Origin of the sequence: Clostridium sp. AF19-22AC, from assembly GCF_003479085.1 — a bacterium.
GTDB lineage: Bacteria > Bacillota > Clostridia > Lachnospirales > Lachnospiraceae > Faecalicatena_A > Faecalicatena_A orotica.
In genome coordinates this window covers 185477-201178 of the sequence record NZ_QUGN01000003.1, presented here as the reverse complement: position 1 = coordinate 201178, position 15702 = coordinate 185477, and the positions used below count along the sequence as shown (strand labels likewise).

Here is a 15702-nt window from a genome sequence, read left to right as displayed (position 1 = left end):
CTTTCAGCAGGTAACAGGGGCGAAGCTGCTTCTGCCCCTGACATCTTATATGGAAATTGAATCAATTAACATGTCGAATAATGTCGAAAAATGTCTATAAATACGGAATAAAACTAAAAATAACAAAAATTTATATAATTTGAGTGAAAAATGTTGAATAAATAGAATAATTGTTATAAAATATTTATATCACAAAAAAATCAATAATACAACCATTATTTGGGGTTGTATCGTCTCAGGAAGAAAGGCGGTGTACCGTGAATCTATATGATCTGGCTGACCGTATGGAACAGGCGATTACTCAGGATATCATTGAACTGAGCAATGAAACGACGTTTCAGACAGCACAGCTGTCTGCTATCTTATCTGCCTTATATCAGACAACGAATCTACTCCTGCACATTACTGAATTCACAAAACCCACACAGGAAAAAGAACAAATTTGTTTATCAGGCAGTACAATACTATCCCGAGAAGGGGAAGTGTCAGTAGTGCTGCTGCTTTCCTGGGCTGACGGCAAAAAGGACAGGGTTGCAGCAGAGATGACAATTGCTGCATCTCCCGAATGGCCGGTCCCTTTTGGCTCCGGCGGGGACATTTGTACACTCTTGTCTGTAGCCGAAAAGATTCGTTTTACAGAAGGGTGCGGTGACCAGTCAGGCGAATTGACAGGAACCCTGAAGCTTGGAAACTGGGAACTGCCTTCACAGGGACAGTTTCAGTGGGAGAAAGAACGCTGGAATGTGGCGGCACATCTTGGCAAGGGTGAATCCGTACCGATCCGGGAACTGCTTGGGTTTTTCTTTCGCGCGCTGGCACTTCCGATCCCGGCGGAGGTGTTCCCGGATGTTTCCATTACGCAGCTTACATTTGGGACGGCCAGTGAATCCCCTGTGGCAAAATACGAAATGGAGCTGTCTTTTTCCACCGATGCCGGCCTGATGCTGACAAAATATTTTGGAATGAAGAATCTGGGTGCGGGACTGAAAGTGTGGGACAGTTACCATGAATTTTCGCTTACCGGAAGTCTGGTGATTGGCAATACAACCGTTCCTCTGCTCCTGATCTACAGGAACGATATGTTTATTCTGGGGGCTGATACTCGCACCGGGGACTGCCATCTTCCGTCGGTTGCGGATTTCTGCCTGCTTGCAGGACTGGATGCGTCAGAGGTATTCCCGGAGGTATTCGGAGATATCATGCTGCATACACTGACCGGGTCTGCGCCCGCAAGCCTTGATTCCCTCTCTGGTTTTGCGGTTAAAGCCTATGTCCGGACAGACTGGAAGTTTTTTGGCATCGACTCCATTGTGCTTCGAAAAGTAGAAGTAAGCTGTTCCTGCTATTTGGCGGGTGAGGATATGCAGACGGCTGCGTCAGTGTCAGGAACGATCGGAATCTGCGGGACAGATGTCGTTGTCGGCGGATATAGGGATGCAGACGGATGGTACTTGAAGGCGGCGCTGGATGCAGGAGAAGAATTAAACCTGAATAGTCTCATTAGCGGGCTGGCCGAGCTTCTGTTTAATCAGACTATAGAGCTTCCTCTGCCTGAGTGTGTGATTAAGGATACATATGTCAGTTTTGGACTGACGAAAAAGGATTTTCATGCGGAGACGGCAATGGCAGCAGGCGGGACAAAACCAGAAGATATTGCAGGAATGCTGCTGAATATCAGTGCAGATGTAAAAGTGGATTCAACTTTGGAGAATGGAAAACGAAGCTATGCGGCAGAGCTAGAAGGCAGCCTGATGCTGGCAGAACAACAGTTTCGTGTATATTACAGTTACGATAAAAGCACCGGTAAAAATACGCTGGAGGCATCCTGGGAGAATCAGGCAGCTGTCAGTCCCCTGTCAGTCGTTTCGCTGCTGCATGCAGTCGGTGTGTCCGGAATTCCGGAATTTATCGAATGCCTCGAGCTGAGCCTGGATAAGGTAGAGCTTCAGTATGATTTCTTACAGTCTGTGCTGAATGCGTCCGTGGTCAGCAGGCATTATGGGGAAATTTCATTAATGATCAAAGACTCACCGGGGCAGAAGGATTACCGGGCAGTAGTTTCCCTGAAAGAACCGGTTATGCTGTCTAATCTTCCGATAGTGGGAAACAGCCTCCATATCCTGGACGGTCTGGCGCTGGAGGAGATAAAGTTTTATTTTTCTAATCTGGAGACCTCATATGGCAGAGAAAAGATACAGCCGGGTGTGGCGATGACCGGAAAGGCTGTTAAAGTCGGCTTTCTGATGCAGATTTCCGACTGGTCACAGACGGAGGTTATGCTTACGGACAGTGGCCAGTCAACACTGGTAAAATGGTTTTCTATCGAGAAGGATTTTAGTATCTTTCACTTTCACCGGATTGGAGTCGGGATAGTGCAGGGAGCAGCAGCCTTTTATCTGGATGCATCTGTCCGTATGAATCCATTGACTGTCAGTATGATGGGGCTTGGACTTTCAATCCCGCTTGCCAATCCGGAACAGATCGGGTTTGCACTTCAGGGAATGGGGATTGACGTGAAAAAGCCAGATCTTGAGATTGCCGGGACATTTTTGAAATCAGGGAAGAAAGATGGGGACTGCTATGAAGGGCAGGTCAGGATCCAGGTAAAAAATATATCCATATTTGCTGTGGGTTCCTATGAGGATGGAGCACTGTTCGTTTATGCGGTGATCTCTGCGCCGCTTGGCGGCCCGCCGGTTTTCTTCATCACTGGACTGGCGGCCGGGTTTGGATATAATGAGGATCTGATTTGTCCATCCATCGATGAGATTGCAAAGTTCCCGCTGGTTGCAGGTGCGCTTGGAAGCATGACGCAGGAAGAGATGGCGGCAGAACTTTCAGAAAAGATATATCCTTCCAAGAGCAGGTATTTTCTTGCAGGAGGAATAAAATTTACTTCCTTTAAAATGGTGGAATCCTTTGCACTGCTTCTGATACGTTTCGGTACGGAACTGGAAATCAGCCTTCTGGGGCTGTCTGAGCTCAATGTCCCGTTTGATGCAAACAAAAGCTCGGCGATTGCCCATGCGCAGCTGGCGCTTAAAGCCTCCGTCCTGCCGTCGGAGGGGCTGTTTTCTGTGATGGCACAATTAACCTCGGAGTCTTATATCCTGTCTAAAAGCTGTATCCTGACAGGCGGGTTCGCGTGTTATGTCTGGTTTGGAGGGGAGCACAGGGGAGACTTCGTCATTACACTTGGCGGGTATCATGAGAGTTATAAGAAACCGGCGCATTATCCGGAGGTACCGAGAGTCGGGTTTCGGTGGAAGGTCGATGATTATATCACCCTTAGCGGAGACATTTATTTTGCCCTGAATCCATCGGCTGTAATGGCGGGAGGAAAGGTAGAGGCCCGTTTTGAAGCGGGGCCGGTGAAAGCATGGTTTATTGCGAAGGCTGACTTTTTGATTCAATGGAAACCGTTGTTCTATGATATTAACATACAGATTCGTTTGGGTGCATCGATCAGGATTGATTTTCTGCTGATTCACCATACCTTCTCCCTGGAACTTGGCGCCGGACTTCATCTGTGGGGGCCGGAGTTTTCGGGAACGGCGCACATTACGTGGTTTATTATATCTTTTACGATACATTTTGGCGCGGGAAGTTCTCAAAAAGCGCCGGAGATTGACTGGGATACTTTCTGCACATCATTCCTTCCCGGCCGGCAGCAAGTGCAGGGCAGGAGTACATCTGGAGAACACGCAGTGACCGGGAGTACGGTTCAGGTGACAGAGGGACTTTTGCGGGTGGTAAATGCGGGGGACCTGGGGGACATATCTATCGTACGGCCTGAGAATGTGACTGTTTTTGCAAGTTCCGCTATTCCGGCTGCAAAACTGACGGTGAATGGGTGCACGGTTGAGAGTATCGACACCCCGCTTGGAGTACTTCCTATGGGTGAACAGAAGGAGTTGATTTCCCATTACGATGTAAATATCGTAAAAATCCGGGGCGGAACGAGGGAAGAGAATGGAGGGCCTTCGGACCACAGCGAGGAGAAATTCGTATCGAAAGTGTATTATGAAAATGTTCCATCTGCTATGTGGGGACTGAAAAAGGAAGGGGATACCCTGATTCAAAATGCCGCAACAGGAATCGTACTGTCGCCGGAAGAATTAAGGTATATTACATTTCCTGAGAATGAATATTTTAATCTGCTCCAGCTTAGTATTTATGCGGCGATCTGGCGGGAATTTTCCTGGAACAGGCCGAAGGAGAGGCCAAAGCCATATGAACAGACCGAAACAATCAAATGTTTTTCAGAAACCGTGGAGGAAGAAAAGACGGCGAAAAGAAGGGCTGATTTTGCAGCAGATATGGCTGCGGCAGGACTTTTGCAAAGAGTGCCGTCCGTGAAGCTGGAAGAGCTGGGGAAGCGGGCAGCCGACTTGTTTGACGAGGAGATTTATCTGGGAGGAGTGTTATGAAAGAGAAGCAGGAAAATATAAAACTGATACCGCATATCCATCCGGTACTCAGCGGGATGTATGAGGTGACGGCAGTGCAGAAGGTCAGTGCGCCGAAGGAGGATACCTTTGCGGCGGAACCAGTCAGAATTTATGCAGGCTATTCCCGGTTCTGTCTGGAGGAAGAAGACGTGGCGTCTATCTACCCTCCCGCTGATCACCCGGGAAATTATGGAACGACGCTTCCTCATATTGTACTAAATAAAAAGACACTGCCGTGGGAGCATGGGAATGGCGCGTCTGATGTCTGGCTGGCGCTTTTGTGTCTGGGCGGCGAAGAGATGGAGGACGTAGAGACGATGACGCTGGAAGCACTGTCGGAAAGAGAACCGGATGTATTTTATCCACAATTCATACTCTCCCCGGCAGAGCAGAAGGAGGATTCCTGTAAAATGCTGCGCATCAGGAGAACTACGTTTGAGACGCTGATGCCCGGGCTTGAGGAACTGGATTATCTGTGTCATGTGAAGGATGTGGATATGCATGATAAGGAGGATGAAAAAATCAGCCATGACGGGCTGTATTCCGTAGTGGTGGCGAACCGCTTTGTACCTTCCGGTGAGACGTCCGATATAAAGAGCACCTGCTATCTGGTTTCTTTGGCAGGATACGGTCCATATCTGAGGACAAGAAGCGGACATGCCAAAGAGTCCATAAAGGAAAACCATGTGAGACTGCCCATCCTGTTTTCCTGGAACCTCTATTCAAAGACTGCCGGAAAAGCAGGCTTCAGGACGACGTTTGAACAATTGAAGTCCGGTGCAATGGATGCCGGCAGATGCGATTTGCCGTTTCTTGCACGGGGGTATGTTCCGCTGATTCACGGTACAAGGACAGGGGAGGAGACCGTTTCACTGTACCGGGGACCGTTCACCCCGTATGATACGGCGGAGGATGGGATAAAAATCAGAGATACCTTTACTGCAGACGGCCAGATAGTTTATGATCCGGAGAACGGGATGTTTGACATGTCCTGCGCCGCGGCATGGCAGGCAGGACGGCTGATGACGCTGCAGAATAAATCAATGTCTGTTAAGATCTTTAAGTGGAGGAGAAACTTGTTAAAGTCATGCTGCAAAATGGAGAATGACGCGGTCAGGCACCAGCATCTGGGCGAGTTTAGGGAAGGAGAGGAAGAATTCATAGATTACTTTTTCCGGGAGTTTTATCCGAAGCTGGCAGAGGGAAAACTGACTCCGTTTGCGGGGGAAGAGGGGAGGGAAAAGCATGAAGTCCTGGATTAGCAGCGAAGAACAAAAGACAGTGAAGGACAGACTACCGGAACAGCTCCGGAGCATGGACGCGGAGCTTCCGGAAGCCGTGATACGGTGGCTTGCAGGTCTTCACCTGCTCTATGGCGTTCCATTTGCCTACCTGGTTCCGGATGAGAGAATGCTTCCGTTGGAGTCGATCCGGTTTTTCCATCTGGATCTGGTATGGATTCAGGCATTGATTGACGGTGCCATGAGTGTCGGGAGGAATACCGGGCGGGAACAGGATATAGACAAGTTATGCGGTATAAATCGCCAGAAAGGGATGAAAGCAAGTCTGAGGTATCCGAGAATGTCCCGGATGAATCGCAGACACTGGAGAGAAGAAGAGATCCGGCAGGGGTTTCAGAGCAAAGACGAGGTGAATGTCTATACAGGATTTCTGCTCAGATCGGAACTGGTACGGTTCTGGAATGGGATTGAGGTGTCAGGTGTCTGTGGCGGCAATGAGCTGCCCTGTCTTAGGATGGAAAGGCTGGGAGATAACGTTCTCCTTGGAATCTATGAGGGAAAAATTGATGAAGTGATTTTTACGGAGCCGGCAGAGGAGCTGCATTTTGGAACAAGAGAAGAGAATCATCTCATTCAGGTGCGCAGCATTACCAAGGGTGAGATCGGGAAGCCAACAGGAGATACTGTTGAGATGAAGGCGGATAAAAATGGAAGGGTAGATATCATGGCTCTGGCAGACAGTCTTGAAAAATCACTGGGACTTGGCAATGGAGAACTGAATGCGGCACACGCGGCATTTGAAATGATATCAGCCGCGGATATATGCCATTTCCGGGCAGTGTGAAGAAGGATAATACAGGAACTTTGCAGCAGGAAATGAATGCGGAGAGGAGCATTATTTGGAGAATTTATGGGTACCGGTTGCAGTGGAGGCATTTGTAACCAATGAAGATAATACACCGGAAAAATATATTGCAGATATCACGCCGGACTTTTCCGTGCTGGAGTCTTCCTGCATCGGCAGCAGTCTGGAGACGCCTCCGTTTGGAAGGCGGCGTCCGCTTAAGAAAGGGGTGCATCTGCATTTTATCCTGCCGGATGCATTGACGAAAGGCACACAGGAGGGAGAAAAACTTTCTTACCCCGCTGTTCCGAACCGGTGGCTGGTGACGAGGCTTGTGGCAGGGGAGCAGACCCGGTGTGTCTCGTGGATTGTGGAGAGTGACTATATCTCAGCAGTAAAGGAAGCAGGGATGAGTGAATCGGTTACGTTTCCAATGCCGGGAGGAGAAGGGAGACATTATGGTTATCTGGGACGCTGTTATCCTGTGGCACAGGCACCTTCAGCGGGGGGCAGTGCCATTACGCCTCTCACCGCCCTTGGCTGGGGGGAGCCCTCGTTTGCAGCCTATTATCCCCACTGCAGAAGTGTGTTTGGATTTTATGACGATCTGTCGGATATTGACAAAGGTGAACTTACCTATTCGGTGCTTGGCTGGTACAGTGACAAAACATTGGACCCGCTGTATGGGGTGACAGAAGAGGACTTTGGGGAAAGACTTCGTGTGCTTGGCTGGTCTGTACCTGAGGAAGTATCCATAAGGAAACAGATTCTCTGTCACGGTATGATTGACGGGATTGGATGGGAAGGGCCAAAGGCCGAATATCCGTCCGGAAAACTGTCAGATGCAGTTGTGCCGGTGATGGGAACCACGTCCGTCGAAGCTTTTTCAACCCTTCTGTCCCAACGCATTGTGCCCAATCAGGGCAGGAGCCGGGAGTCAATGGAACGATTCCTGACAGCTCTGCAGTATGATCTTTTAGGAGAGATGGAGGATCTGGACGGTATTATAAAGTGTCAGGACGGTATCCATAAGAATGAATTCTTCTGCAGAGATGGAGGATGGCACTGGTATATCCGGCGTTCTGACAAGAAGGCAGAAGAAGATAAGGAACCGGCCGTGCCAGAAGGAACGATGGGTGTCCTGAACCGGCTGAATACGGCACAGAATAGTCTGGACGCTTTGTACCGTGAAATGACTTCCTATAAGGAGCGGCTTCAGGATGCATTCAGCCTGTACCAGCAGTGCAGGGAAAACCAGAAATGGGATGGCCCCGGACTGGCAGACATTGAGGAACGAATGGGATTACTGAAGTCGAAACTTGACCAAAAGATGCAGGAGGCGGAGGAACTGAGGAGACAGGTAATGACCCGGAAACAGGAGACAGAACAGCACATACGGGCGGAGGATGGTTTCTTCCAGCTGGAAAAGGAGGAGGATACACGATTCTGCGGACCAAATGAAACGGTGATTCTGCTGGCAGGAGAGGGGGCGGGCAGAGGGTATCTGTTCGGTGAGGATGGCCGTTACCGGGAAGATGGAAGGCTGCCGTGCAGGGGGCAGACGATACAGAGGCTGAATGGAAAGAAGGGGGCAGTTACGGTATCACTCGGAAAAGAGGAAATCCTGTCATGCCTTTCTTGGAATCAGGAATATGCAGGGGACTTTGAGGGATTTTCAGATGCACTGTGTGAAACGGCCTGTCTGTCAGAGCATATCCGCGCGTCCGTTGAACCGGCATCTGGGACAGAACAACTGAAGCCCGAGGGGCAGATGCCCAGCCCGATAGCGAATACGTCGTGGCACCAGCAGTGGACCAGCCTCTTCCTGGAATGGGAGGCAGACTATTTCCCGACAAAATCAGGCAGTGGGACGGATGATACGATCAAAGACTGGGAGTTAGGTGAGATTGATTATTGCTATAAAAAAGAACTGCCGGCGGGAGGCAGCAGGTACAACGGAAGGCTTGTGATGACGCAAAATCCGCCGTATCATCTCTATGGCATGTTGAAAAAATATGCCGAACGCTATCAGGACGATCCGGAGATGAGAGAGTATCTGGAGCGGACAATGGGGTATGTCCGGAAGCTTAATGTCCTGTCCCAGGGACTTGGCGGTTTCCATGACCAGATGCTGTCTAGAAAACAGACCTATGTGATCCCGAGGAAAGATGGCATGAAGGAGGATCCATATGCGCGGATGGTAGAGCAGTACGTGGGCAGTGAAGCAGAGCAGGAGGTGGAGGCACTCAGTGAATTTTTCCCTGTACAAGGTGGTTTTCTGCGTCTGGTGGATATGAGCTGTGTGAATACCTTTGGACAGACGCAGACACTTGCCTCCTATGCAGACCAACTGCTCGTATCGGAACAGTGCAGACCTGAGGAAGAGAATAAAGCCGCGGGATTTGGTGTCCTGCGTCCGAGATTTGTTCAGCCGGGACGACTAAATTTCAGATGGATGAGTGCACAGGTCCCTGAAATGGAGTCCTGCATCGACAGAGAATCCTGGCCGGTATGTGGCATATTAATCCCCAATCTGTTAAACCGGGGGCTTATGGTTTATGACATGGATGGTTCGTGGAAAGGAACACTGAAGCTGTTATACCGTGGCAAGGGTACGACTGCTTCATGGAACAGCGCTCCCTGGACCGGAATACAGAGGTTTTCCGAAGAAATATTCCTAAGCAGGGAATTGAAATGTTTCATTCAGGAACTTTTGGAGCCATTGTCCGGGCAGCATAGTGCATTAGAAGAACTGCTTGGGCTGATTGACCAGCGATTGGAACGCATATTTTCTCAGGATGACAGCTATCATCAGGACTTGTCTGTGCTCTGGGGAAGGCCCCTTGTACTGGCAAAGGCGAAAATTGAATTTGAACTCTGCGGTCTTCCGGCTGTCTCACAGGAATACAGGAAGTTTGGGCTGGATGATACGACGGGATTCGAGAAAACAAAAGTAGAAGTGCGTCTGGGAGATACAGCCAGAGTGCTTGACGGCGCACTCGTATATTATAAGGAAGGAAACGAGGGGGGGATGGATTATTCGGTATGTTATCCGGCAGCCGGTACCATTTTGCAGACAGCAGAAACAGGATATATAGATTACAAAACCCCCTTACTTCTGGACGGGGGAGAGAACCGTGAAGCATTCCTGACACTGCTTATGGAGGCTGCGTCTCCGGTGACACTGCGGACGGGTCTTCTCCCGGCGCGGCAGGAAGCGATACCCCCGGAATATCTGGCACAGGCGCTGGAAAAGGTACAAATGGCATTTGAGATAAATCCGGTGCTGACACCGGAAGAAGATATTACAATCCCAGTACTTAAAGAGCAGGGAAGCGAATTTTTCTGGATAAATAAAACACCGGATAAGAGCTTTCGGATGCAGGAAGAGATCTCACAGCCTCCGGATATTTATTTCGCAGAAGCGAATGTACTTCTGGACGGATATCTGGCATTAAAAAAGGAGAAACGGTAATGGCAGAGATGCAGAATGTGTTACGGTTTGAAATAACCCCATCTAATATTATTTTTATAGACAGGAATGGAAATGTCCAGGAAAACGAGTTTGAATTTAGTGTAATTAAGCACGAGAAATCTTTTGGCAGTCACGTGCAGGAGAATGCAGTACTGCCGCATATTATCCTGTCAATTCCGGTCGGAAGCGGGGAAGAGGATCTGTGCACACTACGGCAGGCTCAGGATATCCGGGTGATGCAGTCAGCGGGTGACGGTGATTGGAGGATTGAGACGAATATATCGGTGGAAGCCGGTGTATTCCAGTGTACATTGTGGCCGAGAGATGTAGATTTTACAGAAAACTACTCGGCAGTATTCCGTTTTTATAAACTTCATACAGATTTGCAGAGGGGCGGTGTAACACTGCGTATAGAGGTCAGTGACTTTCAGGATGTGAAAACTGGCGTCACGGCGATGGGATTATATAAAGAATATCCGGTTACAGTATTGAAATATGAGTTGTCGCCGAAACGGGCAGAACTGATGCAGCAGGCGACACTCAGCTGGGAGATTGAGGGGGCCAGAAACTGCTATATTACCGGAATCGGAGAGGTGAAACCTGTGCAGACAGAAGTAGTCACTGTGAAAAATCCTCAGGTCTTTACGCTGACAGCTGTAAATTACAAGGGAAAACCAGAGTACCGGGAGTGCGAAATGCTGCTGTCTCCGCCTAAGATTGAAACGTTCACCCCGGACAGAGAACTTGTCTTTAAAGGGCAGGAACTCACGTTATCCTGGAAGGCTGTATCAGCGTATCAGGTCTACGTGGAACCAGGGGGGAACGGCCCGCTTCCTGTCGAAGGATCGCTTGTGGTTCATCCGGACAGAGAGACACAGTACAGACTGACAGCCATCGGGTATGACGGGAAGAATGTAAGCGCTGTAAGCAGTTCCCTGACTACTTTGTATACCCGGTGGGAGCTGGCGGGAAGCGGCCGGTTCCCGGTTAAGGAGGAGCAGAAGCTGAACAGACGCCTTCTTGAGTGGGAAAAGAAACTGGTCCTCTACGGGGACATGAAGATCTATACAAGCAGTGACGGGCTTTCCTGGCAGGAAAAAAAGACAGAAAATTACCCTCTTTCCAATCCGTTAATGGGGCATACTGCCATGCTGGCAGACGGGAAGCTGTTCCTTCTGGGGGGAAGGCAGGAAGGAGGCTCAGAGACAGGTAGTCCATGTGACGTATTAGTAAACCAGCTTTCGGACGGAAAATGGAGTATAGAGAAGGAGACGCAGCCGCCAAACCAGACGTGGGGCAGCGCGGCTGCGGCAGGGGATGTTTATCTGCATAGTAATCTGTTGGGAAATTCCCGGATACTGACAACCAAGAGACAGGAAAATGGTTTGTGGAGTTCTGTTTATATTAAGGCAGAAGAGTGGACAGATGCAATACAGCTTTTAAGCTTCAGGGAAAACTTTTATCTTGCAGTACGCGGGAAGAATGGTACAGTCGAAATATACTGTTCCCGGCATGGAAAGGATTGGCAGGAAATATGGAGCTGCAGGCAGGATGTAGGTGACTGGTTCTTTCTTGACCAATGGGAAAACGACCTCTATTTCATCAACAAATCAGGAATCTGTGCGGTTGGCTCAGACAGATGGGAGAAATTGCCGGCAGATTTGGGCGGGGATGTCCCGTATGTGGGGATTGTAAACGGCAGTTGTTATCTGATTACCTCCCCGACGGAGGGAGAAAGCCAGATTTGGAAAATTAGTCTTTAAAGGAAACAAGAAATGCACAGCAGGAGGACCTTCATGTTATATGGGGGAACCATGAATCGGCCTATGGGCAGAAAGGAATCATATGAATAAAAAGAATCTTGTAATATCACAGGGCGCGCCCCTGATTGTGGAACAGGAGAAGAGTCTTACGGAGTACGGCACGATTGTGTTAAAGGACGGGGGATATATCGAAATTCGCAGGCCATGTGAGTTCACGATAGAGCGGCTGGAGCGTACAGCCAGAACAGGGAAAGAAGAGAATAAGTGGTGCAGTGATATTATTATTACCGGACCGGAAGGTGAGAGAGGATTTGGAGGATCCGATGGAGGGGACGGGGGTGATGCCCCGGAGGTAACACTGCATATTGGAAATCTGGTGAATAACGTGAAGATACTCAATATCGGAGGAACCGGCGGTGACGGCGGCCGGGGAAAGTCGGGGGAAGACGGTGAAGCAGGCAGGAATGGCGGAGCCGGAGGCGACGGATTCATAGGGGGAAGAGGTGGAAACGGCGGAAGCGGATATCCTGGGAAAGACGGGGGAAATGGAGGAACCGGAGGCAATGGCGGAGATGCCGGGGCCGTTAAGGTCTATTATCATACAGATAATGGAAGTACCATTCAGGCACTGGCAGAGTGCGGAAAAGCGGGAAAGGGAGGAAGTGAAGGGAAGAAGGGATATGGAGGTGCCGGAGGCGCAGGCGGAAGAGGCGGAATCGGAGCAGATCAGAAGATGGCGGAGTCTGGACTGCCGGGCAAATCAGGAGAAAACGGACAGGACGGCCAGCCGGGGAAAGACGGAGTCCCCGGAGGAAGAGGCACGATAGAGGTGTTCAAAGACGACATACCGGCAGACTGTCAGGAGACAGTGTGCAGAGAAAGGACATCAGGAAAACAAAAGAAGAGGGGGTTCCGTGTTCTTGATCTGTCTCAGAAGGAGGACTACCAGCATGTCATGCAGAAGTATGGCGGAGAAGAGCGGATGAAAGAGAAATATCCGAGGCTTTATCATTCTGTCAGAGCAGCCGCAGAAGAAGACCGCAAAAAGCAGCAGAATACGATGGGAAAAGAACAGGAGGACGTGGAAAATGTCTACGTACTTCCGATGACAATCCGGCCCGTTCCTGCAGGGAACAGTCTTACCGCTTCCGGGGGGCCGGTCAGGGCGATCTCCTGCAAGGCAGGATTTCAGAGATTGACCGATGAGGTCGTGGCAGTACGGTTTACAGGAGAGTTAAAGAATGTGACACAGGGAATTTCACTCTATCACTTTGACAAGCTTGTGACAGACGAGGCACTGGCAAGTTTCCCGGAAAAAGAAATGAAGAAGGCAATCAAAGATATCTCGACGTGGCAGACACAGGAAATCGAGGCCTCGTCTGAGGTCACTGAAATCTACAGAAGCGGATATCATAAAGTAAAACAGTCAAAGACACTCACCTATATGGTCCTTGGGGAAGAAGATATGATACATGGACTGAATGTAGAGCTCCCGAAGGGCAGGGGAAATGATATCATCAAGGTGACCTATGCCCGTGGCGGAGGCGATATCAGCTATGAAAATGCGAGTGTCGGCGAAGATAATAAGGTGAGAGTATACCTTCCGATGAAAGGTTACATTGATTTTAGCGAGGCCTGCAGGCCGATTGCATATGAAATGGATGAAGGTGTAGAGATACCAAATATAAAGCTGCTGTACAATAATTATGGAGTAGCGGAGTATAATTATTCCAGGAAAGAAATTGCCGGTTTCTTTAAAAATAGTACAGTCAAGGGAGAAGAACACCGCGTTTATTTTGATTTTGGGCCCGGTGATTCCAGAGAAGGAAAAGCAAAGTATACGAAAGACGACTGGAAGACATCGATTGACTTTAAACATTATGATAATGAAGAACACTATGCAACAGTGAAGCTGATTTGCCCGTTTATTTATAAATGCGAAGTTACAGTGAAGATTTCGGAGGAAAGCTCATATACTTATGAGACCGATGTGACGGGGTCTATTCAGAGCGTGAGTTCACTGCCGGAATCCGGAGACCAGTATTATATTTCTGTAGATTCAAGTGAGGTTTATATCCCGCAGATTTATATGCTCTGGGGCTGCTTCGCAGCGGGGACGCTGATAAAGATGGCTGATGGGACCAGAAAGCCTGTTGAGTGTATCTCGGTGGGAGATGAGGTGGCCGGAAAAGATGAAATGCCGCATCGTGTCACCAGGCTCGTAAAGGGGGAAGAGAAAAAGCTTTTCGTGTTGGAGACGGAGGATGGAAAGAAACTCCGGCTTACAAAAGGACATCCTGTAGAAACGTGGAAAGACGGCCCGGTACACGTGCAGGAATTAAAATGTGGAGACATACTGCCATTGGCAGATGGCGGCTGTACAGAAGTCCGGTTTATCTATCCGGAAGATTATAATGGGGTGGTATATAATCTGGAAACAGAAGAAGACGGTATCATGCTGGATGCAGCCGGGCTTTGGGCAGGAGACTTTATGATGCAGAACAAGACAGCATCCCTGAAGAAAAAACAAGAACCGATTCCAGAGGAAACATTGCAGATAATAGAAGAGTTGAGACAGGCAGTCGAAGACGGAAAGTGATTCATAAACTTATGACTTAGAGTCTGCGGGAATGCTCAATATAAATAAGGAAAACAGTTGGGAAGCAGAATAATATCCACATCTGGCCCGAGCTGTTTCACGGGATAGAAAAAACACGGTGGATAAATTTTTTTCATTTTCAGCATTTTTACTATATGTTATTTTAGGACTTTTACAACGCTATGGATGGCGTGGGGGTGAAAGGTAATTATAATGGTTACTGTTCACACCGTGCCGTGCACCTAGCTGCACGGCATCGGGGCCGATAAAGTGATGGTTTCGGGGCATCTGCCCCTCGCCGCAGGCGACTTTTAATGGGCAGATGCCGTTGCTGTGCACGCCCGCAGGGTGTGAACAGTAACCTATAATGAGGTGTCATGCTGCCGCAGATGTGGCTTTTGTTTACATTTATAATATAAAAATATAGGAAAATGAGGAAATAAAGGAAACATAGAAGGGCACATAATATTGAGTTAACTTAGAAAAAAGAGGGTAGTAAAAATGAATGAAAAAGAGAGAATGCTTGCAGGAAAAATTTATAACCCATGTAAAGTGAAAAGCCAGTGGCCAAAGATCAGAAAAGCAGTAAAAGAATTTAATGATTCGGAGTTCTGGAAAGATACTTCTGCATTGGAGCGGCTTAAAAGTTTATTTCGTTCCGTGGGGGAGGACGTGATACTCACACCGCCTTTTTATTGTGACCACGGAGATAGAATAAGCATCGGGAATCATTTTTATGCAAATACAGGACTTACTATCTTAGATGAGAATTATGTAACAATAGGCAGCCGTGTCTTTCTGGCACCGCATGTTAGTATCTATACGGCGACACATCCGATTGATGCTGAGGTACGCAGCATGGATCTGGAATGTGCGAAACCTGTTACGATTGGAGATGATGTATGGATCGGCGGGAATACGGTCATCAATCCTGGGGTTACAATTGGAAATAATGTTGTTATTGGTTCTGGGAGTGTAGTTACGAAAGACATTCCTGACGGAGTTGTTGCGGCAGGAAATCCTTGTAAAGTGTTAAGGAAGATTACTGAGGAGGACAGCCGGTACTGGAAGGAACAGCTTCAGGAATATTTAAATGACAGTGATTGTCAGGTGATTAGGGAATTTTAACAAATTTACGAAGAAAAATGTAAATGCATCTTGTTTGATTTTGGTGGTTTTTCCTGAAAAAGAATGAATGTTTCGTTTATTGTTGACAAAACAATGAAACGAAAATATAATATGAATATATCAAGCGTATTACTATTAAATTAGGTACAACCTTGCACTATGGTGTAATGTTGTGCCATTTTTTTGTTATAAAGAAATCTG

7 protein-coding genes are annotated in these 15702 nt (G+C 48.4%); all 7 read left to right on the top strand.

The genetic code is table 11. The features are described from left to right. Nucleotides 1-257 precede the first annotated feature (257 nt). The 7 genes from DWX43_RS04760 to DWX43_RS04730 all read left to right on the top strand — a co-directional run bounded on the left by DWX43_RS04760 (nucleotide 258) and on the right by DWX43_RS04730 (nucleotide 15501). Nucleotides 258-4430, top strand: a complete 4173-nt coding sequence (locus DWX43_RS04760) for a DUF6603 domain-containing protein (RefSeq protein WP_118619155.1) — start codon at nucleotides 258-260, stop codon at nucleotides 4428-4430. After that, entirely contained in the window at nucleotides 4427-5713 is a 1287-nt protein-coding gene (locus DWX43_RS04755) for a hypothetical protein (protein WP_118619153.1), read from the top strand. Before DWX43_RS04760 ends, DWX43_RS04755 begins: the two co-directional genes overlap by 4 nt. Next, entirely contained in the window at nucleotides 5697-6536 is an 840-nt protein-coding gene (locus DWX43_RS04750) for a hypothetical protein (RefSeq protein WP_118619151.1), read from the top strand. Before DWX43_RS04755 ends, DWX43_RS04750 begins: the two co-directional genes overlap by 17 nt. A gap of 55 nt (nucleotides 6537-6591) precedes the next feature. Then, a complete protein-coding gene (locus tag DWX43_RS04745; RefSeq protein ID WP_118619149.1) occupies nucleotides 6592-10011 on the top strand; it encodes a hypothetical protein in 3420 nt (1139 codons plus the stop codon). Continuing rightward, nucleotides 10011-11774, top strand: a complete 1764-nt coding sequence (locus DWX43_RS04740) for a hypothetical protein (RefSeq protein WP_118619147.1) — start codon at nucleotides 10011-10013, stop codon at nucleotides 11772-11774. Before DWX43_RS04745 ends, DWX43_RS04740 begins: the two co-directional genes overlap by 1 nt. Before the next feature lie 82 nt (nucleotides 11775-11856). Further along, nucleotides 11857-14373 carry a Hint domain-containing homing endonuclease gene (locus tag DWX43_RS04735; protein WP_118619145.1) on the top strand — a complete coding sequence of 839 codons (2517 nt, stop codon included), beginning with the start codon at nucleotides 11857-11859 and terminating at the stop codon, nucleotides 14371-14373. Between the two features lie 501 nt (nucleotides 14374-14874). Beyond that, nucleotides 14875-15501, top strand: a complete 627-nt coding sequence (locus DWX43_RS04730; protein ID WP_207666082.1) for a sugar O-acetyltransferase — start codon at nucleotides 14875-14877, stop codon at nucleotides 15499-15501. Nucleotides 15502-15702: the final 201 nt, after the last annotated feature.

Coding starts and splice junctions, on each gene's coding strand:
- DWX43_RS04740 (WP_118619147.1), top strand. CDS start 10,011: ATGGCAGAGATGCAGAATGTGTTACGGTTTGAAATAACCCCATCTAAT.
- DWX43_RS04735 (WP_118619145.1), top strand. CDS start 11,857: ATGAATAAAAAGAATCTTGTAATATCACAGGGCGCGCCCCTGATTGTG.
- DWX43_RS04750 (WP_118619151.1), top strand. CDS start 5,697: ATGAAGTCCTGGATTAGCAGCGAAGAACAAAAGACAGTGAAGGACAGA.
- DWX43_RS04755 (WP_118619153.1), top strand. CDS start 4,427: ATGAAAGAGAAGCAGGAAAATATAAAACTGATACCGCATATCCATCCG.
- DWX43_RS04730 (WP_207666082.1), top strand. CDS start 14,875: ATGAATGAAAAAGAGAGAATGCTTGCAGGAAAAATTTATAACCCATGT.